Annotated in this window: 24 protein-coding genes and 1 pseudogene; 7 read left to right on the forward strand and 18 right to left on the reverse strand. The window is 67.9% G+C overall.

Going from position 1 to position 24,744, the window contains the following annotated elements; all coding sequences use genetic code 11:
* Nucleotides 1-414: 414 nt before the first annotated feature.
* Nucleotides 415-1,200 (reverse strand): SDR family oxidoreductase, encoded by a 786-nt coding sequence (locus tag GV007_RS16150; protein WP_160074441.1) that lies wholly within the window; start codon nt 1,198-1,200, stop codon nt 415-417.
* Nucleotides 1,197-1,790 (reverse strand): TetR/AcrR family transcriptional regulator, encoded by a 594-nt coding sequence (locus GV007_RS16155; protein ID WP_160074443.1) that lies wholly within the window; start codon nt 1,788-1,790, stop codon nt 1,197-1,199. The genes GV007_RS16150 and GV007_RS16155 overlap by 4 nt, the downstream gene beginning before the upstream one ends.
* Nucleotides 1,791-1,939: 149 nt before the next feature.
* Between GV007_RS16155 and GV007_RS16160 the strand changes: the two genes are divergently transcribed.
* Nucleotides 1,940-2,305, forward strand: a complete 366-nt coding sequence (locus GV007_RS16160) for a zinc ribbon domain-containing protein YjdM (protein ID WP_160074445.1) — start codon at nt 1,940-1,942, stop codon at nt 2,303-2,305.
* Nucleotides 2,306-2,321: 16 nt separating this feature from the next.
* On the opposite strand, the gene GV007_RS16165 is transcribed toward GV007_RS16160, so the two are convergent.
* From GV007_RS16165 to GV007_RS16180, 4 genes are all read right to left on the reverse strand, one after another.
* Entirely contained in the window at nt 2,322-3,404 is a 1,083-nt protein-coding gene (locus GV007_RS16165; RefSeq protein WP_160074447.1) for a PLP-dependent cysteine synthase family protein, read from the reverse strand.
* A gap of 109 nt (nt 3,405-3,513) precedes the next feature.
* Nucleotides 3,514-4,284 (reverse strand): ABC transporter ATP-binding protein, encoded by a 771-nt coding sequence (locus tag GV007_RS16170; RefSeq protein ID WP_104240539.1) that lies wholly within the window; start codon nt 4,282-4,284, stop codon nt 3,514-3,516.
* Nucleotides 4,284-5,123 (reverse strand): ABC transporter permease, encoded by an 840-nt coding sequence (locus tag GV007_RS16175; RefSeq protein ID WP_104240538.1) that lies wholly within the window; start codon nt 5,121-5,123, stop codon nt 4,284-4,286. The genes GV007_RS16170 and GV007_RS16175 overlap by 1 nt, the downstream gene beginning before the upstream one ends.
* Before the next feature lie 113 nt (nt 5,124-5,236).
* Nucleotides 5,237-6,241: an ABC transporter substrate-binding protein gene (locus GV007_RS16180; protein ID WP_160074449.1), complete on the reverse strand. Its 1,005-nt coding sequence runs from the start codon at nt 6,239-6,241 to the stop codon at nt 5,237-5,239.
* Between the two features lie 207 nt (nt 6,242-6,448).
* Between GV007_RS16180 and GV007_RS16185 the strand changes: the two genes are divergently transcribed.
* Nucleotides 6,449-8,077 carry an amidohydrolase gene (locus tag GV007_RS16185; RefSeq protein WP_160074451.1) on the forward strand — a complete coding sequence of 543 codons (1,629 nt, stop codon included), beginning with the start codon at nt 6,449-6,451 and terminating at the stop codon, nt 8,075-8,077.
* Here the strand turns inward: GV007_RS16185 and GV007_RS16190 are convergent.
* The 8 genes and pseudogenes from GV007_RS16190 to GV007_RS16225 form a co-directional block, all read right to left on the reverse strand.
* The gene (locus tag GV007_RS16190; protein ID WP_104240535.1) at nt 8,062-9,003 is read right to left on the reverse strand and encodes a LysR family transcriptional regulator; all 942 of its coding nucleotides are present in this window, start codon (nt 9,001-9,003) and stop codon (nt 8,062-8,064) included. The genes GV007_RS16185 and GV007_RS16190 overlap by 16 nt on opposite strands.
* A 167-nt stretch (nt 9,004-9,170) precedes the next feature.
* Nucleotides 9,171-10,115 (reverse strand): ADP-ribosylglycohydrolase family protein, encoded by a 945-nt coding sequence (locus GV007_RS16195; RefSeq protein WP_160074453.1) that lies wholly within the window; start codon nt 10,113-10,115, stop codon nt 9,171-9,173.
* A gap of 79 nt (nt 10,116-10,194) precedes the next feature.
* Nucleotides 10,195-10,449: pseudogene (locus GV007_RS16200) on the reverse strand (2-deoxyribose-5-phosphate aldolase); the annotation flags it as partial.
* A 79-nt stretch (nt 10,450-10,528) separates the two neighbouring features.
* Nucleotides 10,529-11,620, reverse strand: a complete 1,092-nt coding sequence (locus GV007_RS16205) for a zinc-binding dehydrogenase (protein WP_104342664.1) — start codon at nt 11,618-11,620, stop codon at nt 10,529-10,531.
* 24 nt (nt 11,621-11,644) lie between these two features.
* Nucleotides 11,645-12,262, reverse strand: a complete 618-nt coding sequence (locus tag GV007_RS16210; protein ID WP_160074455.1) for a TetR/AcrR family transcriptional regulator — start codon at nt 12,260-12,262, stop codon at nt 11,645-11,647.
* Nucleotides 12,263-12,372: 110 nt separating this feature from the next.
* Nucleotides 12,373-13,770 (reverse strand): APC family permease, encoded by a 1,398-nt coding sequence (locus GV007_RS16215; protein ID WP_160074457.1) that lies wholly within the window; start codon nt 13,768-13,770, stop codon nt 12,373-12,375.
* 1,579 nt (nt 13,771-15,349) lie between these two features.
* Complete coding sequence (locus tag GV007_RS16220; protein ID WP_328809507.1) at nt 15,350-17,029, reverse strand: DNA/RNA helicase domain-containing protein; 1,680 nt, start codon at nt 17,027-17,029, stop codon at nt 15,350-15,352.
* A gap of 79 nt (nt 17,030-17,108) precedes the next feature.
* Entirely contained in the window at nt 17,109-17,429 is a 321-nt protein-coding gene (locus tag GV007_RS16225; RefSeq protein ID WP_236558585.1) for a nucleotide pyrophosphohydrolase, read from the reverse strand.
* Nucleotides 17,430-17,835: 406 nt separating this feature from the next.
* On the opposite strand from GV007_RS16225, the gene GV007_RS16230 reads away from it, so the two are divergent.
* Complete coding sequence (locus tag GV007_RS16230) at nt 17,836-19,080, forward strand: MFS transporter (RefSeq protein WP_160074461.1); 1,245 nt, start codon at nt 17,836-17,838, stop codon at nt 19,078-19,080.
* Nucleotides 19,077-19,853, forward strand: coding sequence for a MerR family transcriptional regulator (locus GV007_RS16235; RefSeq protein ID WP_160074463.1), 777 nt, complete (start codon nt 19,077-19,079; stop codon nt 19,851-19,853). Before GV007_RS16230 ends, GV007_RS16235 begins: the two co-directional genes overlap by 4 nt.
* Before the next feature lie 6 nt (nt 19,854-19,859).
* Here GV007_RS16235 and GV007_RS16240 read toward each other — a convergent pair whose 3' ends face one another.
* Nucleotides 19,860-20,390, reverse strand: a complete 531-nt coding sequence (locus tag GV007_RS16240) for a hypothetical protein (protein WP_160074465.1) — start codon at nt 20,388-20,390, stop codon at nt 19,860-19,862.
* A gap of 126 nt (nt 20,391-20,516) precedes the next feature.
* A complete protein-coding gene (locus tag GV007_RS16245) occupies nt 20,517-21,062 on the reverse strand; it encodes an RNA polymerase sigma factor (protein ID WP_160074467.1) in 546 nt (181 codons plus the stop codon).
* Nucleotides 21,063-21,399: 337 nt separating this feature from the next.
* Between GV007_RS16245 and GV007_RS16250 the strand changes: the two genes are divergently transcribed.
* Complete coding sequence (locus GV007_RS16250; protein ID WP_160074469.1) at nt 21,400-21,570, forward strand: hypothetical protein; 171 nt, start codon at nt 21,400-21,402, stop codon at nt 21,568-21,570.
* Nucleotides 21,571-21,697: 127 nt separating this feature from the next.
* On the opposite strand, the gene GV007_RS16255 is transcribed toward GV007_RS16250, so the two are convergent.
* Nucleotides 21,698-22,396, reverse strand: coding sequence for a class F sortase (locus tag GV007_RS16255; RefSeq protein WP_236558587.1), 699 nt, complete (start codon nt 22,394-22,396; stop codon nt 21,698-21,700).
* On the reverse strand, nt 22,393-23,115 hold the full coding sequence (locus tag GV007_RS16260) for a CHRD domain-containing protein (protein ID WP_160074471.1): 723 nt from the start codon (nt 23,113-23,115) through the stop codon (nt 22,393-22,395). Before GV007_RS16260 ends, GV007_RS16255 begins: the two co-directional genes overlap by 4 nt.
* Nucleotides 23,116-23,305: 190 nt before the next feature.
* Between GV007_RS16260 and GV007_RS16265 the strand changes: the two genes are divergently transcribed.
* Together GV007_RS16265 and GV007_RS16270 are read left to right on the forward strand one after the other, a co-directional pair.
* Nucleotides 23,306-23,884 carry an RNA polymerase sigma factor gene (locus GV007_RS16265; protein ID WP_236558589.1) on the forward strand — a complete coding sequence of 193 codons (579 nt, stop codon included), beginning with the start codon at nt 23,306-23,308 and terminating at the stop codon, nt 23,882-23,884.
* Nucleotides 23,877-24,674 carry a hypothetical protein gene (locus tag GV007_RS16270; RefSeq protein WP_160074473.1) on the forward strand — a complete coding sequence of 266 codons (798 nt, stop codon included), beginning with the start codon at nt 23,877-23,879 and terminating at the stop codon, nt 24,672-24,674. The genes GV007_RS16265 and GV007_RS16270 overlap by 8 nt, the downstream gene beginning before the upstream one ends.
* The last annotated feature ends 70 nt before the right edge of the window (nt 24,675-24,744 follow it).

A 24,744-nucleotide genomic window follows, 5' to 3' on the forward strand; every position in this document is an offset into this window, starting at 1 on the left:
CACCCCACCTGAGCGCTGCACACGGTGCGAAAGTGACCTCTACGCGAGGCTGTGGGATATGCCCGCCCACAAGGGGGCATTTTCACCCCACCCGAGCGCTGCACACGGTGCGAAAGTGACCCACACGCGAGACTGTGGGATATGCCCGCCGACTACGGGGCAGTTTCACCCGACCCGAGCGCTACACACGGTGCGAAAGTGACCCATACGCGAGACTGTGGGATATGCCCGCCGACAAGGGGCACTTTCACCCCACCCGAGCGCTGCACACGGTGCGAAAGTGACCTCTACGCGAGACTGTGGGATGTGCCCGCCGACAATGGGGCAGTTTCACCCCACCTGAGCGCTGCACACGGTGCGAAAGTGACCTATCGGCGACGGCTGCCGACGCCCGCCGACGCGAGTGGCCGCCAGTCAGACGAGCTCGGGGCGGCGGATGCTCTCCGCTCCGCCGTCGATGAAGATGACCTGGCCGGTGACGTAGCCGTTGTCTTCGCTCGTGAGCCAGGCGAGGAGGTTGGACACCTGGCGGGGGTCGGCGGCCGGGCCTCCGTATGGTGCCGGGGCGCCCGCATCCAGTGCCGCTCGGCCCTCTTCGGTCTCGAGGGCCGCTGCGGTCATCGGCGTGAGGATGACGCCCGGGGCGACGGCGTTGAGCGCGATGCCTGCCTTCGCCCACTCGGCGCTCGGTGCGTTCTTGCGCACCCAGCGCGCGATGGAGAGCTTCGAGGTCGTGTAGAGCACCGACGAGCCGGTCGCGTTGGCGGTTGCCCCGAGCGAGTCTGCGTAGGCGAGGGCGGCGGCCTCGTCGCCGGACTCGATGAGATCGAGCAGCTGCCCGTCGATCTCCTCGAGGGCGGCGAGGGACGCGACGACGGCGGCGCGGGGCGCGTCGGACTTCGCGAGCAGCGGCCGCAGCCCCTCCAGGGTCGCGACGGCCCCGAAGTGGTTCACGGCGACGGTGACGGGGGCCGGGATGACGAGGCCCGCGATGGCCAGCACGCCGTCGACGACACCACCGCTGAGCTCGCTCGCGCGGGTGACAAGCACCTCCCGGCCCTCGGCGGTCGTGAGGTCGGCGTTGATGTCAGCGCCCTTGAGGTCGACGCCGATGACGGTGTGCCCGTCGGCGCGGAGCTTCTCGGCGGTGGCCTTGCCGATTCCGGAGGCGGAGCCGGTGACGACGTAGGTACGGGTCATGAGGTTGGGTCCTTGTCTTCGTTGATGAGCCAGGTCGGGAGGAGCGCGAGCAGCTGCTGCTGCACGCGCTCGATGGGTTCGGGGGCGTCGCTGAGCAGCCAGGCGGTGAGCACGGCCAGCGTGCCGCCGGCGACGTAGTCGGCCGCGACCTTCGGGTCGAGGCCCTCCGGCACGGTGAGCTGCATGGTGCCGAGGGCCTGGTCGGCGAACGCGGCGCGGACCGCCCGGTGGGCTTCCGTCGTCGTTCGGCTGCCGAGCACCCCCGCGTAGAGGGTGCGCCGCTTCGCGAACTCGGCGACGAGCTGCGACGTGGTCGCCCTCGCCGTCTCGATGGGGGTCGCGGCTGCGCGGAGGCGCAGGTCGAGCGCCTCGATCTCGGTGAACACCTCGGTGAGGATGCGCACGGCAAGCGCGTCGAGGTCGCGGAACTGCGTGTAAAACGTCGAGCGGCTCACGCCGGCTTCGGCGACGATCGCCGGAACGGTGACCTCCTCGCCGCGAGCCGAGAGGCGCTCGACCGCGTCGATGATCGCGGCCTGGGTGCGGGCTGGACGAGGGTCGGGCGAGCGGGGTGTGGCGGTCGTTGGCACACCACGAGCCTAGCAAGTTTCGGACAATTGTCCAGAAAATGGACTCGCGCGGTTGCGCACGAGGCACGGGATCGGCGAGATCAGGCCGCCTGGTGCCCTAACGTGGTCGATGTTCCCTGATCGGCGAGTTCTCCTGGAGGCCACCTTCGATGCCTGAGCAGCTGCCACCGTGCCCGGAATGCGCGAGCGACCTCGCCTACGAGATGGGTGCGCTGCTGGTCTGCCCGATGTGCGGGCACGAGTGGGCGCCGAGCGACGCTGATGCTGGCACTGACGGCGACGCGGCACCGGCCATCAAGGATGCGGTCGGGAACGTGCTCGCCGACGGCGACTCCGTCACGATCGCGAAGGACCTCAAGGTCAAGGGCGCTGGCGGCGGAACCGTGAAGGTCGGCACGAAGGTCAACGGCATCCGCCTCATCTCCGACGGAGTCGGCGACCACGACATCGACGCGAAGGTGCCCGGCTTCGGGCAGATGCAGCTGAAGTCGAGCGTCGTCAAGAAGGTCGTCTGACCGGCCGCAGCCGGGGTCAGTCGGCCCAGGTGCCCGTGTCGAGGAAGCGGTGCATCCGCTCGAGGTGCGGCTCGAGGTCCCACTCCTGGGCCGCAACCCAGGCATCGTCGTAGTAGGTGTTCGCGTAGCGCGCTCCGCCGTCGCAGATGAGCGTCACGACGCTGCCCTGCTCTCCCGCGGCGAGCATGCGGGCGATGATCTGGAACGCGCCGACGAGGTTCGTTCCCGTCGATCCGCCCGCCCAGTGCTGGGTTTTCTCCCGGAGGACGCGGATCGCCGCGACCGAGGCCGCATCCGGCACCTGGATCATGTCGTCGATGACCGTCTCGATGAACGACGGCTCCACGCGCGGGCGTCCGATGCCCTCGATCTTGGATCCCCGGCCGGTCGCGTGGGTGCGGTCGCCGGTCTTCCAGGCCTCGTAGAACGCCGACCCCTCGGGGTCGACGACCGCGAGGCGGGTGTCGTGCCCGCAGTACCTGGCGTAGCGACCGAAGGTGGCGGAGGTACCGCCGGTTCCGGCACTGACGACGATCCAGCTCGGGATGGGGAAGCGCTCGAGCGACATCTGCGAGTAGACGCTCTCGGCGATGTTGTTGTTCCCTCGCCAGTCGGTGGCGCGCTCTGCGTTCGTGAACTGGTCGAGGTAGTGCCCGTCGACGTCGGCGGCTAGGCGCTCCGCTTCCGAGTAGACCTGGAGAGGCTCGTCGACCAGGTGGCAGCGGCCGCCGTAGAACTCGATGAGCTCGATCTTCTCCGGACTCGTGGTTCGCGGCACGACGGTCACGAACGGCAGGCCGAGCATCCGGGCGAAGTACGACTCCGATACGGCCGTGGAACCGCTCGACGCCTCGACGAGCGTCGTGCGCGGCCCCACCTGCCCGTTCACGATGGCGTACAGGATGAGGGAGCGGGCGAGGCGGTGCTTGAGGGAGCCCGTCGGGTGCACCGACTCGTCCTTCAGATACAGGTCGATGCCCCACTCGCGCGGCAGCGGGAAGACGTGCAGGTGCGTGTCAGCGCTGCGGTTGGCGTCGGCTTCGAGCATCCGGATCGCGTTCTGCATCCATCGACGGTCGGCTTCAGCTTCGTGTGACATCTCTTCAGTATGCCGGGCCGAAGCACCCCGAGGCGCCCGCGCCCGCCGCCTCGGGTCGGCACACCGGGCAGGTCGCGCGGCCCGAAGTGCGCCGCCCTCAGCGCCGCCGTCAGCCGCGGTGGATGAGGTCGAGGATCTCCGTGTAGTAGCCGTGGAACTCGGGGCTGCCGAGCACGTCGACCTCGCGGGGGCGAGGGAGGTCGATCGCGTACTCGGCCGCGACCTTGCCGGGGCGCGGGGTCATCGCGATGACGCGGTCGGAGAGGAAGACGGCCTCCTCGATGTCGTGGGTGATGAGCATGACCGTCATGCGGTGCCGCTCCCAGACCTCGGTGAGCAGCTCCTGCATGGTGCGTCGGGTGAGCGCGTCGAGGGCGCCGAAGGGCTCGTCCATGAGGAGCACGTCGGGGCCGTAGGCGAGCGAGCGGGCGAGGGCGACGCGCTGCTGCATGCCGCCGGAGAGCTGCGCCGGGTACTTCGATTCGAAGCCGGTCAAGCCGACCTGGTCGAGCACGTCCCGGGCCCGGTCGATGCGCTGCTTTTTCGTCAGGCCCGGCTCGCCGTCGAGGGCGAAGACGACGTTGTCGATGGCGCTGAGCCACGGCAGGAGCGTCGCCTGCTGGAACACGACGCCGCGGTCGCGGCCCGGCCCGAGGATCTCGTGGCCGCTGAGCGATGCCGTGCCGGAGGTGGGCGCCTCGAGACCGGCGATGACGGAGAGCAGGGTGCTCTTACCGCATCCGGATGCGCCGACGACGGAGACGAACTCGCGGTCGCCGAGCACGAGGTCGACGTCGGCGAGCGCGGTCACCTCGCCGAAGCGCTTCGTGACGTCGGAGACGACGACCTTGGGGTCGCGGAGGGCGGTTTCGACGGTCATCAGACACGTCCCTTCAGGTAGCGGAAGAAGCGCCGGCCGAGCCCGCGCATGACCTGGTCGAAGAGGAGGCCGAGGAGCCCGAGGACGATCACGTAGCCGATGATGAGGTCGGTCTCGAGGAAGCGCTGCGCCTGCGTGATGCGGTAGCCCATACCCTCCGTCGCGGCGACGAGCTCGGCGACCACGAGCCAGGTCCAGGCCCAGCCGAGGCTGATGCGGAGCGCATCCCAGATGCGCGGGAGCGCGGAGGGGAAGACGATGCGGATGAGGATCTTGGTGCGGCTGAGGCCGAGCGTCGCGCCGAGGTTCTGGTACGACATGGGCACGCGCCGCACGGCGTCGGCGACCATGAGCACCTGCTGGAAGAAGGTGCCGAGGAAGATGATCAGCACCTTCTGCGAGTCGTCGGTGCCGACCCAGAGGATGGTCAGCGGAACGAACGCGACGACCGGCATGTAGCGGATGAAGTCCATGATCGGCTCGATCGCGGCCTCGACCCGCGGGATGGAGCCGCAGAGCACGCCGATGGGCACGGCGATGACGCTGGCCAGGAGGTAGCCGACCATGACGCGGTAGGTGCTGACGGCGATGTCCGACCAGAGCTGGCCGTTGACGCCCTGGTCGATGAGCTTCTCGGTGACCGCGATCGGCGACGGCAGGAAGAGGGGGCGGACGAGGCCGCTGGTCGAGATCGCCGTCCAGGCCGCGAGCAGCAGGATGAAGGTGATGACGGACGTGATGAGGTACTGGCGCCTGGTGAGCGGTGCTCTGACCGGCTTCCGGCGCGCCCCGGTCGCGGGCTGCGTGCTCGCGACCGGGGCCGTGCTCTGAACTGCCATGGGGCTCTGGTCTCCTGTGGTTGCTGTGCGCCGGTAATTGCTTGGTGCCGGTGGTTACTCGGTGCCGGTGGCTGCTGGGTGACTGTGCTGCCGCCGCACCGCGGTGCCGGTGGCTACTTGGCGCCGCCGACGAAGGTGAGGTCGACGACGGAGGGGAGGTCGGTGCCGCCCGTGAGGATGCCGATGTCGGTGGCGACGCTGTCGACGCTGGGGAGGACGGTCTCGAGGTAGTGGCCGCCGAGCTCGGTGGCATTCTCCTCGAGGGTGAAGAACTGCACGCCGTCGAAGGCGCTGTCGAGCGACTCGACGTCGCTGCCGATGTTCTCGGCGATGATCGCGCGCGCCGCGTCGGTGTCCGACTCGTAGAAGTCGATGGATGGGCCCCACGCGTCGACGATGCCCTGAACGGTCTCGCCGTTCTCGGCGAGGTAGGTGTTGTCGACGACGAGGACGTCGCTGATGAGGCCGGCGTTCTCGGCCGCCGTGTAGATCTCGGTGATGTCGGGGCTGGAGGAGCGGGCCTCGGAGATGTAGGGCTCGTAGGTGACGGCGACGGGGACGCTGCCGCCGATGAGCGCGGTTGCCGCTTCGGAGGGGTCCATGGGGACGGGCTCGATGTCGTCGAGCGAGAGGCCGTTCTCCTGCAGCGCGTAGCCGAGGAGGAGGTTGCTGACGGAGCCTTCCTCGAAGGCGACCTGCTGGCCGGCCAGGTCGGCGACGTCGGTGACGCTGCCGTCGGAGAGGATGGCGTCGGCCGTGAGGGACGCGTCGAGCAGCAGCACGATGCTGACGTCGAGGCCCTGCTCGATGAACTGGAGCGCGCTGTGGCTTGCGACGTTCGCGACCTGGATGCGGTCGGCGGCGAACGCCGCGGTCATGTCGGCGTCGTTCATGAAGTTCGTGATCTCGACCTCGACGCCGGCGTCGGTGAAGTAGCCGTTCTCCTGCGCGATGTACCAGGGGCCGTAGCCCAGCCAGGGCTGGATGCCCATCCCGACGGCTTCCGCGTCGCCTTCGCTCGAGGCTGCCGAGTCCGCCGTGCAGGCGGTGGTGGCGAGCAGCGCGGCGCTCAACGCGAGGGCGCCCACGGTGCGGAGTGCGTTCTTGGTGGTGGTCATGAGGGTCCTTCCGGGACGGATTCGCTGGGAGCGGCTTTGGTCAAGAATCGGCAGGTCCCGGGCGACAAGCAAATAGCGAGACTCGAAGCTCGAGATCCAAAAGGGAGATGCAATTGACCAGCAATATCGGCGAAATGCATACGAAACATGGGGTGCTCAGTGTGGCGGGGAGCGTCGGTCACCGCGGCCGCGCGAGACGGGAGCCCCATGGACGCCACCCTCTTCACGAACGGCACGCTGTACCTCGGCACGGGCGCCTTCGAGCGGGCGTCGCTGCTGGTCGTCGGCGACCGGATCGTCGACGTGATCCCCGACGGCGGCGAGCTTCCGACCGCCGCGCACCTGGTCGATCTGGCGGGCGGCACGCTGCTCCCGGGGTTCCAGGACGCGCACGTGCATCCGCTGCTCGCCGGGCTCCAATCGCTCGGCATCGACCTCAAGCCCGTGCACGACCGGGGCGAGTACCTGCGGCTCATCGCCGACTACGCGGCCGCGAACCCGACCACGCCGGTGCTGACGGGCGGCGGCTGGTTCGGCGACGTCTTCGAGGGCGGGTTCCCGACGGCGGCCGAACTGGAGGGTGTCGACGAGCGGCCCATCATGCTGCACAGCCACGACGCGCACGGCATGTGGGTGAACATGGCGACCTTGCGGGCCGCAGGGATCGACGGGGCGACTCCGGATCCGGAGGGCGGCCGCCTCATCCGCGACGGACTGGGCCAGCCCACGGGCATGCTGCTGGAGTCGGCGGTCGCACTGGTCGAGCACATCATGCCGGCTCCCGACGAGGCGCTTGTCGAGGCGGCCCTTGAGGCGGCGCAGCGCGAGCTCCACTCGGTGGGGGTCACTGCGTGGCAGGACGCCGCCGTCGGCGACAGCGACCTCGGCCCGAACCCGCTGCCGGCGTACCTGCGCCTCGCAGCCGACGGCCGCCTGACCGCGCGGGTCGTGCTCGCGCAGTGGTGGGACCGGGCGCGTGGTGTGGAGCAGATCGCCGACCTCGAGCGCGTCCGGGCGGAGGCCGCGGAGGTGGGGGTGGATGCGGGCACCGTGAAGGTCATGATCGACGGCATGGTGGAGAACCACACGGCGTCGATGCTCGAACCGTTCGAGGGGCACCCGGGAGACGTGGGCATCGCCTTCCTCTCCCCCGAGGCGCTTGTCGAGCTGACGACGGCGCTCGACGCGGCCGACTTCCAGGTGCACTTCCACGCCGTCGGCGACGCGGCGACCCGGCACGCGCTCGACGCGGTGGAGGCGGCGATCCGCCGCAATGGGCGCCGCGGGAATCGCCACCACGTGGCGCACCTCGACCTGATCGACCCGTCCGACATCGCGCGGTTCGCGGAGCTCGACGTGGCGGCGAACGTCACGGCGGTGTGGGCGCGGCGGGACGAGGAGATCGTGCACCGCAAGCTGCCGCTTCTCGGCGCCGAGCGGGAGCTGACGCACTTCCCGTTCGGCGACCTGCATCGTGCGGGGGCGCGCATCGTGGGCGGCAGCGACTGGCCGGTGACGACGCCGAATCCGCTCTGGTCGATTCGCACGGCCGTGACGCGCACGGGGCTGGTCGAGGATCCGCACGCGATCGGCGACGGCGTGCTCACGCATCCGCTGCTCGGCGAGCAGACCCTGCCGCTCGGGGTCGCCCTGGACGCGTACCTCTCGGAGGCGGCCTGGGTGAACCGGCTCGAGGGCGAGACGGGTCGACTCGAGGCCGGCCGCCTCGCCGACCTGGTGTGGGTGGACGCCGACCTCAGCGACCTCGACGCCTACGGTTCGGCGAGCGTGCGCCGCACGTACGTCGGCGGGGTGGTCGTCTACCAGGCGCCATGAGGCGCCGTCGCATCCTGCTCGGCGACTGACTTCCTGCACTGGGCGGCGAAGAGCTCGGCCTTCTTGGTGAGCTGCTTCGACCCTCCGGAGCGGGCGAGCACGAGCTCGAGGGGCGGCAGGTCGTCGGTGATGTGCAGGTGGCGCAGTTCGCCGCCGGAGTAGGTGGAGGCGACGCGCGGCTGCTGGTTGAGGAGCGTGAATCCGTGCCCGCTCCCGACCATGGCGCGCACGGCTTCGAAGCTCGCGAAGCGGTAGCGCACGTGGGGGCGGAGGCCGGCGCGCGTGAACCACTGGAGGAAGTAGTCGCGGCTGACGGGCATGTCGAGGAGCACCATGGGCAGCTCGGCGAGTTCGGCGAGGCTCACGCTGTCGCGGTCGGCGAGTGGATGGTGCACGCTGACAGCCGCGTAGAGGGGCACTTCGGCGAGTACTTCGCGCTCGACGGCGGCATCCAAGCCCAGGTCGTAGGTGAGGGCGATCTCGATGGCCTGGCTGGCGAGCGCATCCGGGACCTGCTCGGCGGTCATCTCGGTGACGTCGACGAGGAGTTCGGGATGCTCGTCGGCGAGTCCGCTGATGACGGATGGCAGGTAGAAGGGTGCGAGGGTGCGGAAGCAGCCGACGGTGAGGCGGCCGGCGGTGTTCTCGGGGCGGAGGGCCCCGAGGGCATCGTCGACGGAGGCGAGGATGCCGCGCGCGCGGACGAGGAAGTCGGCGCCGGTCGCGGTGAGCTGCAGCCCCTTGGCGCGGCGGCGGATGAGGAGTTGCGCGCCGACGGCCGTCTCGAGGTTGGCGATGGCCGTGGAGACGGCGGACTGAGCGACGAACAGTTCGTCGGCTGCCCAGGTCATGCTGCCGTGCTCGGCGGCCGCCACGAAGTAGCGGAGCTGCGTGAGCGAGACGTCGCTGCGGCCTGGTGAGCGCATGGCCCCTCGTTTCGAATATGTTACGGAGATATTGCCAACAGTTTTACATCTCTATTTTAGATGATGACGGCGATGCTGGGCACTCTCCGGCGCTTCGCCGGACGGATCCGAGGAAGGTGTGCCGGGTCCGGCGGCGCCCGCTGGCCGGCCTCCCCGGGGTCGCGGCGTCAGCGCGATACGGCGGAAGCGACGAGCGCTTCGAGGTCGCCGCTGCGGAGGCCGGGCCAGCCGTGCACCGTCTCGACGAGCACTGCGGGGAGTGACCGCGAGCCGTGGACCGCGCCGGCCAGGGAGCCGGCGATGGCCGCGACGGTGTCGGTGTCGCCTCCTCCTCGAACTGCCCGTTCGAGTGCGTCCGTGAGGGAGCTGGCGCCGGCGATGGCCGCGAGGGCGCCCTGGTAGGCGCGGACGACCCAGCCGTTCTGCTGCGAGAAGTCGCGCGGGTGAGCACCGGGTGCAAGGGCTTCCTCGGTGAAGGCGCGCCAGCGGTCTCGACGCTCGGCGGGGATCGCCTCGAGCTGGCCGAGGAGGTCGAGTTCGCCGGTGAGGATGGCGTGGCGGATGCCGAGGCACCAGAGCACGCAGGCGTCGGCGTTGTCGCTCTCCCAGTGGGTGAGCTCGGCGATGCGGGTCGCGGCTTCGACGAGGTCGCGTTCTTGCCCGTCGGCGAGGTGACCGAGGGCGACGGGTCCGGTGCGCATGAGGGCGCCGTTGCCGCCGCTGCGGCCGGCTCGCGTGTGCACGTCGTGGGCGGCGTCGCGAGCCCGGTCTTCCGTGACGTCTCCTTCGAGGGCGGAGAGCACGGTCCGGGTCTGGGCGCCGACGTCTTTCGCGTCGCGGGCCCACTCGCGCCAGGCCACGACGACGCTGGCGAGCGTTGCCGGGTCGTTCAGGGATGCTCCGCCCGAGAGAGCCTGGAGGATCGGCATGGCCATGGAGGTGTCGTCGGTCCACTCCCCCGCGCCGTGCCCGAAGACGCCGACCCCGTAGACGACGGGTGTGTCGTCCGAGAGCGGCGGCCCGAACTCGTACTGGGAGCCGAGGGCGTCGCCGACGGCGGAGGCGAGCACGGCGCCGTGGGCACGGTCGAGTTGGGCTGGCGTGAGTGTCATGACTCCAGTGTCCAACGAACCGCCGACAAAGCGGTGGCCAGCATCGACTGGCCACCGCTGTCGCGACGGGTCGGGGACGCTAGTACGCGGCGGGCGCCGCGGGCTCCGCGTCGTCGTTCAGCAGCGCTCGGCTGCCCGAGACGCCGAGACGGGTCGCTCCCGCCGCGATGAAGGCATCCGCTTCAGCCCGCGTCCTGACACCCCCGGAGGCCTTGACCTCGAGCCGGTCGCCGACCGTGCTCTTCATGAGTTCGACCGCGTGCACGCTGGCGCCACCGGCGGGGTGGAACCCGGTGGAGGTCTTCACGAAGTCGGCACATGCGCGCTCAGAAGAGCACTTCAGGGGCCGAGCGAAGTGCTCGGCCCCTGACGTGGGAGAGGTTGTTGTCGGCTGCTTGTGGCTTGCCGGGCGGTCAGCTCAGGTCGGTGACGACGACGCGCGCGATCTCTGGATTCTTGAGCGACGCGTAGCCGTCCTGCACGTCGGCGAGTGAGATCTCGCTGGAGACCAGGGCGTCGAGTTCGAACCGTCCCTGCAGGTAGAGGTTCGCGTAGAGGGGGATGTCGCGCTTCGCGCTGGTGCCACCCATGTAGACGCCTTCGACTCGACGTTTCATCGAGAGCAGCTCGACCGGTGAGACGGTGAGCGTGGCGGTGGGGTCGAGCACGCCGATGAGGTAGAGCCCTCCGCCCGGGGCCACCATCTGCAGCGCCTGCTGGGTGACGGGGCCGAGCCCGACGAAGTCGAAGACCGAGTCGGCGCCGACCCCCGTGATGCGCAGGACCGCGGCGACGGGGTCTTCCTTGGTGGAGTTGATGACGTGGGTCGCGCCGAATTTCTTGGCCCGTTCGAGCTTCTCGTCGGCGATGTCGATGGCGATGATAGTCGCGGCACCAGCGGTGATGGCTCCGTTGAGGGCGTTGAGTCCGACGCCGCCCGTTCCGATGATGACGACGGCGTCGCTGGGCTGCACGTTGGCGGTGTTGAGGACTGCGCCGGCTCCGGTGACGACGCCGCAGCCGAGGAGGGCCGCCTGCGGCCAGGGGATCTCGTTCGGGACGACGGCGACCTGGTTCTCGTGCACGAGGATCTGCTGCGCGAACCCGCCGAGCGCCATGCCCTGCGCGACCGGCTGCCCGTTCTCCGAGAGGCGGGGCGGCTGGTCGGCGCTGCGTTCCGTGTAGCTCGGGTTGGAGCAGAGGGTCACTTTGCCGGCGAGGCAGCGCTTGCAGGTGCCGCAGTACTGAACGAGGCAGCCGACGACGTGGTCGCCGATCTTCACCTCGGAGACGTCAGGGCCAACCCCGATGACGACGCCGGCGACTTCGTGGCCGAGCACCATGGGCGGCTCGTAGCCGAGTGGATGCGTGGCCGCGAGCTCGTCGGAGTGGCACAGCCCCGAGGCGCGGACGTCGACGAGCACCTCGCGCCCGATCGGGGTGGCGATGTCGATGTCGGCGATCTCGAAGGGTTGTCCGTAGCCGCGGACGATGGATGCTTTCATGAGGGTGCCTTTCTTTGGAGGCCGTCAGCGTTGACGGTGGTTCGTGGGCCCATGCATCCATGGCGGCATGAGCGCGTAGAGATGGTTGGCGATCGTCTCCTCGTCGGCCTCGATCTCGTCGAGGATCCAGGCCGCGAGCAGGTGGGCGGCGGCGCTGGCGATGTAGCGCGAGGCGATGTCCGCGCGGACGCCGCGCGGGGCGCCCACGTTGCTGATGTGGGCGGCGATCGGGGGCTCCATCGCCTCTTGAATGCGGTGGGTTGCCGAGACACCAGGGAGGCGGAGTGCGGCCCTGTAGAGCGCGCGGTGCTGCGCGAAGTGCCCGACGAGGCGGCGCTGGGAGTCGAGCATCGCGGCGTGTGGGTCGGTGGTGCGCGCGATGTTCGCCGTCGCCGCGATGTCCGCGAAGAGCGGCTCCTGCATCCGAAGCGCGAGATCGCTGACGTCGGCGAAGTGCGTGTAGAAGACGGAGCGACTGACACCGAGCTCGCGCGTGATCGCCGAGACGGAGACCTCGCGGTTGTCGGCGCAGAGACGCGCGGCCGCGTCGAAGAGCCCCTGACGGGTGCGCTCAGCGCGCGGATCGCCGGAGGTCTTGAGGTTCTCGCGGACGACCGCGATGTCGGTGGCTTCGCTGCTCACTATCTGAGGTTAGAGGTTTTCTAGACATGTGTCTAGAAGATGAATGCTCAGATGGATCCGAACCGGACCAGGCCAGGCCGGGCCCCGCGTCAACGCCGGTTACACCGAAATCAGGCGTTCTCCTCGACCCGTTCCTTTGCCGCGACCCGAGCCGGCAGCAGCATCCCGATCGCGAAGAACCCAGCGAGCACGACACCCCAGATGATCGCGGCGACGATGCCGCCAACGAGGAACGGGAAGTTCCAGATCGCGATAATCAGCACGAGGACGAGCCCGATGCCACCGGCCAGCGATGCGACGGTGACCCACGACGAAGCTGTGCCCTCGGCGGCATCCCGCTTGAGGCGCGCGCGGAAGGCGACGACGGCGAAGCTCGCGAGGGTCATCATGACGATGACGCCCACCGCGCCTGCGCCGGAGTACCAGGTGTAGATCTGCAGCACGGGGTCGAGCTGCGCGAGCGCGGAGACGACGACCACGACGGCGGTGATGATCGTCACCCACAGGGATGCACGCGACGGGGCCGAGTGCTTCGGGTGCACGGCGGCGAGGGTGCGCGGCAGCACGTCGCGCTCCCCCAGCGTGAACAGGTAGCGGGTGACGATGTTGTGGAACGCGAGCATGCACGCGAACATGCTCGTCACGACGAGGACCTGCACGATGTCGGCCATGATCGGCGCGACCACCTCGCCCGCGAGGCCGACGACGACGCCTGCCGGGTCCTCGTTCGAGAGAGCAACCGCGTTGTCGGCGCCGAGGCCCGCGATGACGAGCCAGGACGAGACGAAGTACAGCGCGCCGACGGCGATCACTGCGATGTAGGTGGCGCGGGGAACGGTGCGCTCAGGATCGCGGGCCTCGTTGCGGAAGACGGCCGTCGCCTCGAACCCAAAGAAGCCGAGGAACGCAAACAGCAGGCCGAGGCCCGGGGTGCCGGAGACGGCTTCGCTGATGCTGAACGGCAGCGTCGTGAGCTCCCGCCCGGAGGCGAGCACGCCCACGTCGATGACGACGACGGCGACGACCTCGAGCACGAGGACGACGCCGAGCACCTTCGCGGAGAGGTCGATGTTGCGGTAGCCGAGGAACCCGACCATCGCGATCATGAGGCCCGAGATGAGCCACCAAGGCACCTGCATCCCGGTCCACAGCTCGAAGAGGTTGCCGGCCTGCACGCCGAGGTAGCAGGTCATCGAAACGGTGAGCAGCACGTACGAGAGGAGGGCGATGGATGCGGTGCCCAGTCCCAGGCGTCGCCCGAGCCCGCGGTCGACGTACGAGTAGAAGGCACCAGCGTCGGGCACGTGCGGGGTCATCCACGCGTAGCCGACGGAGAAGAGCAGCAGGATCGCGGTCGCGACGAGCACCATGAGCGGTGCGCCGACGGAGCCGGAGACGCCGAAGATGATGGGGAAGTTCGCAGCGACCACGGTGATGGGCGCGGCGGCCGCGATCACCATGAACACGATCCCGGGCACGCCGAGCTTGCGGGTGAGCGTTTGCGTCAAGGGAGTAGTCCTCTTCTCGGGCGAGCCGAAGAAGGGGGTGGGGCTCGCGCGGGTACCTGAGAACTGTAGTGGGGTGGCGACCCTGACCCGAATCAGCGACATCTAGACAACGCTGCGACAGCCAGAATGTCCCGTTGCAGCGACGCTCGAGCGTGGTGCATCAGAAGACCCAAAAACGGACACGATGACCTCACCTAGGGGCCTGAATCGTGCTTCGTTTACAGTCCGGGAAGACTGAGCCGAGGTAGCTTTCAAACTCGACGTTGTGGTCCAGCTGGTTGGGGTGGAGGCTGCAGTTATGTCCCACAACCGTGCGAGCCCAGAGCGATTCGACCGCGTCAGTGACGGAAATAAGGTTCGAATTTCTTACTGAACATCCTGATGCACTGACCGACACATTCAAGACCAGATTCTCCTACTTCGCCTTTCGCTCAGTGCGAAAAATCGCTAAGGTTCCCTCTGAGGCGACGACGCCTTGCGAACGGAGATCCTGATGGCGGCCAAAACGCACCTACTTGCCGAGCACAACTCCGCTTGCGAGCGGGCGAAAAACTCTTCCTGCCACTGCTTCTGCCACGGTGCCGGCCACCAGATTGATCTACTTACGAGAGCGGTCTCGTGCACGACAGATGGGGAGAATAGTATCCATCAACTCGCTCTTGATCTGGAGAGCGTCTACGGCGGGTTTCATCTAAACGTCAGGGACACTCAGACAAGATCTCGTCGACGAGTGCCAGATGACCTTGCAGACCTCAACCTCGAACGCGGGCGAGGCGCGACTTGGACAGAAACCCTAGTCCTGGATGAGGCCCTACACGCCGCCTTCACCTTGATCGCTCGATCCAGCGTCCATTTACCACCGGATGAACGAGAAGAGCGTGAGGTCTTCGTCAGAAGCCTAGCCGAGGGGGCACTGAAAATCGTTGGAGGTGATGTGGAAACCCACAACATATGCGACAGTCACGTTTGGTGCAGTGTCCTAGCCGAAGCGAATGCAAATCCGACCGCGCCTCGGTCAACCGACCCCGCATCGCCTCTGTACGGGAGAATTTGTTACCCGAGGGGCGCCACCGCGAGAACTCCGAGCACTTTGAACACGGTGCGAGCAGGAGGCCTCCGGCACGTCCAATCAATCCTGGATGCCACCTCTAACACCTCGGCGCGTCTGAGTATTCTCAACCTCATGGGCGCAGCATCATGCCCCGACCTTTGGCATCACCCTGCGGCCGTCAGGTACTCACTACTTCCCTTCGTGACCGACACGGCATGGCCCCCCGAGGAGACCACTGAGTTAGCCAGAGCATCTGGATTCAACGAGATGCAAAAACGCTGGGAACGGAGGGGAAACTGGTAAACGCCGGAGCTGCTGCAGGCACTAGGACTGTCGAGGGGATCGTCCCTCCGGGGGCTAATACCAGCGTGCAAGGCAACGCAATTCTGGCCCCCGGTCAACCCGAGCGAGACCTCGTTACCGGTGACTCGAATCGCGAACAGAAGAGCTTCGTCCAAAAGCCACCCCGAGTTTGAAGCTCTTGCAGCATCGGACTACCACTTGTCGATCCACAGGAATTCGTCCAAGTCAGTTCGACGCCTCTCTGGCTCCTCGCATGGTGCAAAATATCCTGGAAAAGAACTCACACACGCCGGGATCTGTCACGTAGATATAGGTTCCCCGCATTCCCCGGGTCATCAGCACCGAGTAGATATTTCGGATGTACTCCAGCAGCTCCGCATCCCCGTAGGTCTTGCCGAGGACTTTGTTGGCTTCCTTGCCTTTCTTGTCGCGGTATGCAGCCTTGTCAGCCCGGATTTCGCCAGTCATAGGGTCACCCCTGAGGTCGGGCCCGATGATGACACCCGCGTAGTTCAGGTCGTAGCCCTGCACCGTGTGGATCGACCCAACCTCTTCCAACGCGTTGGGAGAGTTGATCCAGTCCTTGTCGGTGCTGTTCCAGCGCATCCGCTCACCGTCGAGCTCGATGTCGTAGACGTCCGTCTTGCCCTTCGAGACCCAGTCCCACGCGTAGCCGGCGACCATACGGGAGAGCCCAACCTCCGCATCGCGTTCGCGGATCGCCGCGCGCATCTCGCCCACATCGTCGAAGAACCGCAGGTCGTACTCGCCGAGATCCGGAAGCATGAGCCCCCTCTCGCCGCGGAGCAACCGCTGCACGAAGCCGATGTAGTCAGTCCCAGCCTTGACGCGCATCTGCGTCATCAGCGGGTAGTGGCGTTCGTCGCGCCGCACCTCGTCCAGGAGTCCGAGCATCACTTCTCTGGGCAAGTCGGCGGGGCGCACCGTCTGGTTCACGTCGAGCATGCAGATGCTGTGCCTCGACCGCTTCCGAACCCAGTCGAGTTGCGTGTACTGCGGGCTGTCAGCGCCGAAGATACCCTTGTTGATCTCGGCGAACTTCTTGTTCAGAACACCAGATGCTTGGTTCGCTCGCTGATTCAACCGGTGCGTCTCATCCACGAACAGAATGTCGAACGGCTCCTCGACCTTCCCGAGGTCGAATGGGGAGAGCACCATGCCCGGGTGGAGGTTCGGGGTTTTCTTGAAGACGTTCCGGATCGAGCGTCGAAGTGACTGCTGTGGTACGACCAACCCCATTCGCTTGCCCTCAAGGAGGTCCTTGTTTTCCCGCACGAAGAAGTCGGCGAACAGCGTGTTCGACTCTCGCGGCTCGTTCTCGTCCCAGTCGCGGATCTCCGCGAGGAGCTTGAGCAGGTAGATGGCGACGATCGTCTTCCCAGTGCCGGGGCTCCCTTCAACGACGCTCATGGATCTCTCTTCACCCTTGAGCTCGAGATCCTCAAACAGCCCCTTCAAGATCTGGTCGGCCGCGATCGTCTGATCACGGGAGAGCGCCTTGAACGGCGACAGCTTGAAGAGGTCGCTGTTCTCAATCTCTGGAATCGTCTGCTCGAACAGGCCGTCGGCCCGCAGCTGCTCGAAGATCTCCTCGAACGACTCCCGGTAGTCCTCGCGCGAGTAGTAGGCAGAGTCGGCGACGCCCTCGTTGCCGTTCAACACCGTGTATTCGCCGTCACCGGCGAACCAGCGGATGAGATGCGACTCGAGGTCGAGGCAGACCGACTTGTTGAACGTGTCGTCGAGGATGACCCTCGCCGAGCGCAACCCGGCCTTCGTCTGGCTCGCGAGATGCTGCGTCAGCCGGCTTTCGGCGCTGATGGTCTGGCCGACATAGACCGACCCACGGCGCGCCCCACGGGGGCCGTCGAGCACGTAGACCACGGGCCAGTTCCTACGCCGCTCATCAGCAGTAGCCGACCACCGCTGGACCGCATCCGGGCGAAAGCTGACGGGCTCGATCTCAAAGCGCGTCATACTTCGTGCTCCGCCCCTTCGAACGCTCGACCGGGTACTTCTCTCTCGTCTTCGCGAGCTTCGCACGCACGATCTCGTCGAGATCCAGTCCGAGGCGATCCGCGAGCATGAAGGAGTACGTCACTACGTCGGCGAGTTCTTCTCGCACCCGAGCAAGATCCGCATCCGCGTGCCACTGATAGCACTCGAGCAGCTCGGCCGCCTCGATAGAGATGCTCTTCGCGAGATTCTCCGGAGTGTGGAACTGCGACCAGTCGCGCTCGGCGACAAACGACCGAATCTCATCCGCTGTCTCTTCATTCACCACCGTCCGAACGTACATGACGGTCACGATTCCTGCTGTCACAGTCGTTCAAACACATCGGTCACGCGTTCCCTGATCCCGCGGATTACGGCGCAGATTGTCGGTGGCTGCATCTAGCTTCAAAGCGTGTCGATCGGCACTCTCCTCCAGAAGAAAGGATCCGCCATGCGCGTTTCCGCGTACCACTCCACAAACCCTTCCGACCCCGACGTCCACCACGTCTTCGACAATTGCGTCAGCGGAAGTCAGATTCCGTCTTGGAATCGTGAACAGGGCACCAACGGCTGGCGCCTCTGCGACCACTGCCGCGACATGTAGAACCTGTTCGGGGTGCGCTTCAGCGCACCCCGAACTCGGCTGCCCGAACCCACTTGACCCCGCCCCAACGTCATAGTTTCTGCTTGACCGCATGAACTTTCTGCCGGTCACGTACCTCGCGTCGCATGTCCTCTCCCTGCTCGGCAACTCGATCGCCGGCATCGCCCTCCCGCTCATCGTTCTCTCGACGACGGGCAGCGCCCTCGGGGCCGGCACGGTCGCGGCAGGCACCGCCATCCCGGCGGTGCTCGCGGGCCTCTTCATGGGCGTCGTCATCGACCGCATCAACCGGCGCACCTCATCCGTCGTCACCGACCTCATCTCGGCCGCGTCGATCGCCGCGCTCCCGATCATCGACCTCGTCTCGGGGCTCAACCTCGGCTGGTTCGTGCTCTTCGGCATCATCGGATCCCTCGGCGACGTGCCGGGCATGACCGCCCGCGAAGCGCTCCTCCCCGCCATCGTCCGCCACGGCGGCATCAGCGCCGAACGCCTCATGGGCGTGCGCGAGAGCCTCAGCGCCGTCGCCATCTTCGTCGGCCCCGCCGCAGCTGGCACCCTCATGGTGCTCTTCGACGGCTCCACCGTGCTGTGGATCACCGCCGCCACCTCCCTCCTCGCCGCCCTCATCACCCTCCTCATCCCGCGGGCGGTCGGCGTGATCGTCGCCGACGACGGATCGCGCGCATCCACCACGAAGGGCACCGGATGGGCGCAGCTGCGCGACGGCTGGCGGGCTCTTTTCCGCAGCCCATTCCTCATCGCAACCACGGCGCTGAGCCTCGTGTCGGTGTTTGTGCTCGCCGGGCTGCAGGGACTCGTGCTGCCCGTCTACTTCACGCTGGTCGAGCAGCCGGGACTGCTCGGGTTCGTGCTCAGCGCACTCGCCCTCGGCATGCTCCTCGGCGGCGGTACGTACGCGGTCGCCGGCACGCGCGGCCCCCGCCGCGCCTGGTTCGTGGTCGGCATGATCGGCACGACCATCGGCATCGGCCTCATCAGCCTCCTCACCTCGGTCTGGGTCGTGTTCGCGGGCGCCTTCGTCATGGGCGCCGCGAGCGGCCTCTTCGGCAGCCTCATGGGGGTGCTCATGATCGAGCGCATCCCCGAGCAGCTGCGCGGCCGCATCATGGGCACCCAGAACGCCCTCACCACGGCGGCCCCGTCGCTCGGCATCATGCTCGCGGCCGTGCTCACCGAGTACGCCAGCGTCAACGTCGCCGCGCTGGCTCTGCTCGGGGCGTGGGGATGCGCGTTCCTCTGCGGCCTCGTCGCCCGCCCGCTTCGTACACTGGAACCCCAGGCAACGAGCGCGAACGCGGGTGGTGTGCGGTGAACAGCAGCGAGCTCGCCCGTCGCGCCGGGGTCACGGTGCGCGCCCTGCGGCACTACCACCAGGTCGGGGTCCTGGATGAGCCGCCCCGCTCCTCAAACGGGTACCGGCAGTACGGGGTGCACCACCTGATCAGGGTGCTGCGCATCCGCCGCCTCTCAGCGCTCGGGATTGCGCTCGAGGAGATGCCGCGACTCCTCGACGAGCACGGCGCCGAGGCGCCAGCGGTGCTCGACCGTCTCGACGCCGAGCTCGCGGCCCAGATCGACCGCCTCACCGCGCAACGCGCGCTCATCGCGCAGCTGCGACACCTCCCCACCACGCCGGACCTGCCACCGGAGCTCGCCGCGTACATGGGCACGCTCGCCGGCCACCTCTCGCCCGAGCTCGAGCAGATGGACCGCGACCAGACGGTGCTGCTCGCGCACCTCGTCGGCGAGGAGGGCATGCCGCACCTCGTCGGATACTACGAGCAGCTCAGCGACCCCGCGCTGGTGCCGCAGATCGTGGCGATCACAGCAGAATTCCACGGGCTCGGTGAAGAGACGAGTGAGGCAGCATTCGACGACTTCGTCGAGCGATTCGTGGCGACCTTCGCGCAGGTCGTCGACTCGCTGCGGACGGATGCGCCAGACCTCGACCTGTCGGACGCGGCCGGCCTCTTCGACGAGTACTCCGAGTCGGTGCTCAACGCGACGCAGCAGCGCGCGCTCGCACTCGTCGGGGAGCGGCTGGACGGGTCGGCTGACGATGCCGAGGCCCGGGACCCCGCTTAGGACGCCTCAGAGCTTCCCGTACGCCTCCATGGCGTCGGTCAGCCCCCGCGCGAGGATGTCCTTGCCGAAGGCGTCGGAGTTCTCGTCGAACTCGCCCTCCAGCTCGAGGTCGGCGTTGAGCGTCAGCGTGAGGTCGTCGAACCTGGCGACGTAGCGGCCCGAGGCGCCGGCTTGGAAGAACACCTCGACCTCGACGCCGCTCACCTCGATGAGTTCCGAGAGCTCATCGGCCTCGGTCGGCCCATCCACCCACAGCAGCAGCGTCGGCGCCGACTTCATGCCGTCGCGCCACTCGCAGTCAGGGTCTGGCGAGAGCGTCTGCCCTGAGGACGGCGACACGAACCCCGCCGCCTTCAACGTCTCGTCGGAGATCGCCGTGCACGGGTCGATGTCGGCGTAGCCCGACTCGACGAGCGCCTCATCCGGCGTCACCTCGACGCCGTTGCGCGTATAGGTCACGTCGCTCACGCACCCCACGAACCCGCCGAGCGACACGGCGGATGCACTCAGCACAGCCAGCAGACGCGTCGCTCTCATGGACCCGAGCCTAGAGAACAGCCCCGCGGGCCACAATCATTCGATGCGTCCTGCAGGCAGCCTCATCAGGTGCGCAGGCAAGGATGCGCCGGCAGCCGCGACAGCCGAATGCACCCCGAACGTGCGTCAGCGCCAGTCGGCCATGGCGATCGCGAGGGCCTTGCGGGCCCGGGCGATCGAACCGCGGACGGTGCTTACGGGCAGCTCGAGTTCGTCGCCGATGTCCTGGTAGCTCATCGACTCCAGCTCGCGCATCACCCAGCAGCGCCGCTGCTGCTCGGGGAGCCGCGACAGCGCGATGTGCAGGGCGGCGGAGAGCAGCGCGAGCTGCGCGTTGGTCGTCGGCGACTGCGTGTCGGAAGCGGCATAGTCGCCGTCCTCGACACTGTCGTGCTCGCGTCGGCGCCTGAGCATGTCAACGCTCCGGGATGCGACGATGCGCAGCATCCAGGACCGCACGGCGGCCAGATCCTTGAGGGTCGAGATCTTGATCCATGCGTCGGCGAGCGACTCCTGCACCACGTCGTCGGCCTCGGCGTCAGAGCCGAGGCGACGTCGCGCGCAGACGTACATGAGGGTCCGGTACCGCTGCACGAGCAGGTCGAAGGCGCGCGCGTCACCGAGCGAGGCGAGCCCGGCGAGGAACTCATCGCTGTCGTCGGCGTCCGCCACACTCCGAAACTGCGCGAGAGCCTGCGAGCGACCGCGAGTCTTGGCGCGGGATTCAGCGGATAGCTCCCGTGGAGAGTCAAGGGCAAGCATGGACACGGACCTCGCCTCCGGCTGCCCGACGTGAGGTCAGGCGCGCCACTCTTGGAGGGCTCCCCACCCCTTCGAGTGGCCCGCGGAACCCGGGCGCATCGCCGCGCCTGCCATCCATTCGGAGCGGACGAGAGATGGGATTGCGAGCCTTCGAGTGCTGATGCGTGGCCGTGACCTCCGGTTGCGCCGCCCTCACTCAGATCGTCTTTTGGCTTGCTACTGGGGTTTAGTTAGTTAGACTAGCTATATGTCCGATACGAGCGTCGACCACGAAGTCGAGAACCGACAGGCAACCCCCGCCGACGGCTTCTGGGACGCCTACCAGCGCAGCACGATGCCACGAGAAGCCATCGCCATCTGCGGCGTGGTGGTCATCATCAGCACCGGAATCGCCACTGCGATCTCCACCTTCTTCTAGGCGCGACGGGACCCGCCGGAGCGACTGACGAGAGGCGGAGGCTGAGCAACCGGCCACCCCGAAGCGACGAGCCACAGAAGGATCCTGAGCAACCGGCCAAGCGGCGAGCCGAAACCCGCGCCGAGCGCTAGACCGCCGTCGCGAACACGACGACGTTCTTGTCGTAGTGCCCCACGTCGCGGTCGAAGTAGCCGCCGCACGTAATGAGCCGCAGCTCGTCGCCGGGCACCGCGCCGAAGACACGCGCCGTCGGGAACTCAGCCTTCTCGACCGTGACGACCTCGGTGACCTGATAGCTGGTGACGCCACCTTCGACGTCGCTCACGCTCACAACGTCGCCAGCGGCGAGCTCGTCGAGCCGGAAGAACGCGGCGGGGCCGGCGAGACCGTCCACATGGGCCGCGATGACCGTCGGCCCGCGACCGCCAGGCTTGCCGCCACCCGTGAACCAGCCGATCTCGTCGAAGTCCACGGGCACCTCCATCTTGCCGTCGGCGGCGATGCCGAGGTCGATGAGCGTGTCCTCGACGCCGATCGCCGGAATCGACACCGCCGTGGGGGCGACGCCTTCCGGGAGCACCTCGACGCCACCCGCCGGGGGTGCCGCCGGGGTCTCGACCTGCGCCGGCGGGGTTGCCTCCGGCGCGGATTCCGGAGCGAACTCCGAAGCGGACTCGACCGCAGTCGTTGAAGACTGGACACCCTCGGAGGGCGAGGCGTCCCCGCTCGGGGCGGCCGCGCATCCGCTCACGAGGAGCGCGGCCGCCACGACGAGCACCGGGACGCGCAGCGCGCGGCCCGGCACCCGAGAGGAGTTCCTGGTCACTGACCCGCTGCGCGAGCCTTGCGCGCAACCGCGAGCCCAGCGACGCCGGCAACGGCGAGGCCGCCGAGACCCAGGAAGCTGAGCGTCATCGCGTCGAGGCCACCAGCGGCTGCAGCTCCGCCGGCACCCGTGTCGACGCCGCCGACCGGAACCTGCACGAGCTGGCCGCGGACGACGCCGGCCTTGAAGTCAGCCGTGTGCGAGTCACCCGTGAAGCCGGCCGGGTTCGCCTCGATCTGCTTGAGCGTGAAGCCCTCACCAGTGTCCGCGCCGGCGTCCGAGTTGAGGCCCGTCGTGAACGGACCCTCGAGGCATCCGCTGCTCGTGCGCGTGCCGTCACCGTTGTCGGTGGGGTTCGGGAAGGCGATGCGCGGCGGACCGGCCTGGCCCTCGGCAGCCTCGTGGATGTGCGTGGCAGTCTTCGCGGGGCTCTCGTACTCGCCCGTCACTCCCGTGAGGGTGATGTCGTAGCAGATGATGTTCAGGTCCGAGTTGATGCGGAAGTCGAACTGGCCCATGGCCCCCGGCTCACCCGGCGTCACGTCGCCGTCGTTGTTGATGACCGCATCCGGAGTCGCCATGACCGTGTAGGCGCTCGTGAACGAGTCCGGCTCGGCGACCTCCGTCTCAGCGGTGGCGGGAGCTGCGGCGACAAGGGCGATGGCGGCGGCAGCTGTGGCGCCGAGGGCGAGCGACTTCGCGAACGTGTGCTTGGGCATGAGGGGTGCCTTCCTGCTTCGCAGCTCCCCGATGGAGCCGTCGTACAGGGGCATACGGCGGCGACCCGTCCCGCGTTCATCGGACTTCGAACTTTTTCTGACGAAGATTTCGGGAAGCCCCTGAACGCTGGACCCGATCCGGCGGTACTCCCCTGTACCAACCCGAGTTGAGTCGCCGGAGGGAGCAGCCGTGAGCACTGACGTTATCGTTGACCGCGCACGGTGGTCGACGACGAGAGGACACGCCCGCATGGCGGATGCGCCCGACTCGTTCGACCTGCATTCGGCGTTCCGCGACCACGGCACCGTGCTCCTCGGCTTCACCGTCAACGCCCTCCGCGACCGGCCGCTCGCCGAGGACTGCGTGCAGGAGACCTTCCTCCGAGCCTGGCGCGCCCGAGACAGCTTCGACTCCACCAAGGGCGGCGAGCGGACCTGGCTCTTCGCGATCGCCCGCAACGTCATCTCCGACGCGCTGCGGGCCCGCGACCGGCTCCCCCGCATCGCAGCCTCCGACGCATCCACCGCCACCGCGGACCTCCCCGCCGAGATCCCGGACCCGCTCACCGGGCTCGGCCTCACGGAAGCGCTCGCCCGCCTGCCGGACGAGCAGCGGGAAGCGATCATCGCCATCCACCTGACCGGGTACAGCTACGCTGAGTTCTCCGCCCGCTGCGGGGTGCCCGTCCCCACTCTCCGCACCCGCGTCTTCTACGGCCTCCGCGCCGTCCGCGGCCACCTCGACGAACCTGGAGGAGCTCGTGACTGACCACAACGCAGACCGCCGCGGCGAGCTCATCGCCGCCGCCCTCGTCGGCGAACTCAGCGCAGTCGAAGCCGCCGAGCTCGAGTGGATGCGCGCTTCCGACCCCACCATCGACGCCGAGCTGGCCGAGCTGCGCACCCTGACGGGACAGCTCTCCGAGCATCCCGAGTGGCTGGATGCGACGCCGAGCGAAGAGCTTCGTGACGCCGTGCTGGCATTCGGGGCTGCCGATGGTGGTGCCGATGGTCCTCAATCGCGTGACCGTGGCAGTGGCAGTGGCAGTGGCAGTGGCAGTGGCAGTGACCGTGACACAGAAGCGCAGGCCGCGCCCGTCACGCCCGTCACGCGACTGCGTCGCCCGCGCTTCGGCGGCGCCCTGCTCGCCGGAGTCGCCGCCGTCGGCCTCCTGGTCGGCGTCGTCGGCGGTTTCTTCCTCCCCCGCCCCGAGACGCCACCGCCCGTCGGCGGCCCAGGAACGCTCGGTGCCGTCGAACCCGTCGACTTCCAAGGCGAACCCGCCGGCGTCGAGATCGACGGCAGCGTCGTCGCGCACACCTGGGGCACTGAGACCCTCCTCACCGTCACCGGCCTGCCGAGCGGCGAGTTCTACTCGGTGGTCGTCGTGGATGCAACCGGAGACGACGTCGGATCGGGGACCTTCCTCGGCTCCGAGGTCGAGATCAACTGCGCCGTCAACGCTGCAGCACTGCGCGAAGAGGTCTTGAGCGTCGAGATCCGCGGGGAAAGCGGCGACGTCGTCGCCGCTGCCGCGTTGCCGCGAGTCAAGGGGTAGTTGCCGGAGCTGGCACTGCCGGGGCGGGCACCTTCAGGGCTGGCACCTTCGGGGCTGGCACCTTCGGGGC

The organism is Pseudoclavibacter sp. 8L (genome assembly GCF_902506465.1).
Lineage (GTDB): Bacteria > Actinomycetota > Actinomycetes > Actinomycetales > Microbacteriaceae > Pseudoclavibacter.

What these genes read in the sequence shown, in the direction of transcription:
- GV007_RS16150 (WP_160074441.1), bottom strand. Translation starts at nt 1,200, where the DNA reads ATGACCCGTACCTACGTCGTCACCGGCTCCGCCTCCGGAATCGGCAAG.
- GV007_RS16160 (WP_160074445.1), top strand. Translation starts at nt 1,940, where the DNA reads ATGCCTGAGCAGCTGCCACCGTGCCCGGAATGCGCGAGCGACCTCGCC.
- GV007_RS16165 (WP_160074447.1), bottom strand. Translation starts at nt 3,404, where the DNA reads ATGTCACACGAAGCTGAAGCCGACCGTCGATGGATGCAGAACGCGATC.
- GV007_RS16170 (WP_104240539.1), bottom strand. Translation starts at nt 4,284, where the DNA reads ATGACCGTCGAAACCGCCCTCCGCGACCCCAAGGTCGTCGTCTCCGAC.
- GV007_RS16175 (WP_104240538.1), bottom strand. Translation starts at nt 5,123, where the DNA reads ATGGCAGTTCAGAGCACGGCCCCGGTCGCGAGCACGCAGCCCGCGACC.
- GV007_RS16180 (WP_160074449.1), bottom strand. Translation starts at nt 6,241, where the DNA reads ATGACCACCACCAAGAACGCACTCCGCACCGTGGGCGCCCTCGCGTTG.
- GV007_RS16185 (WP_160074451.1), top strand. Translation starts at nt 6,449, where the DNA reads ATGGACGCCACCCTCTTCACGAACGGCACGCTGTACCTCGGCACGGGC.
- GV007_RS16190 (WP_104240535.1), bottom strand. Translation starts at nt 9,003, where the DNA reads ATGCGCTCACCAGGCCGCAGCGACGTCTCGCTCACGCAGCTCCGCTAC.
- GV007_RS16195 (WP_160074453.1), bottom strand. Translation starts at nt 10,115, where the DNA reads ATGACACTCACGCCAGCCCAACTCGACCGTGCCCACGGCGCCGTGCTC.
- GV007_RS16205 (WP_104342664.1), bottom strand. Translation starts at nt 11,620, where the DNA reads ATGAAAGCATCCATCGTCCGCGGCTACGGACAACCCTTCGAGATCGCC.
- GV007_RS16230 (WP_160074461.1), top strand. Translation starts at nt 17,836, where the DNA reads ATGAACTTTCTGCCGGTCACGTACCTCGCGTCGCATGTCCTCTCCCTG.
- GV007_RS16240 (WP_160074465.1), bottom strand. Translation starts at nt 20,390, where the DNA reads ATGAGAGCGACGCGTCTGCTGGCTGTGCTGAGTGCATCCGCCGTGTCG.
- GV007_RS16250 (WP_160074469.1), top strand. Translation starts at nt 21,400, where the DNA reads ATGTCCGATACGAGCGTCGACCACGAAGTCGAGAACCGACAGGCAACC.
- GV007_RS16260 (WP_160074471.1), bottom strand. Translation starts at nt 23,115, where the DNA reads ATGCCCAAGCACACGTTCGCGAAGTCGCTCGCCCTCGGCGCCACAGCT.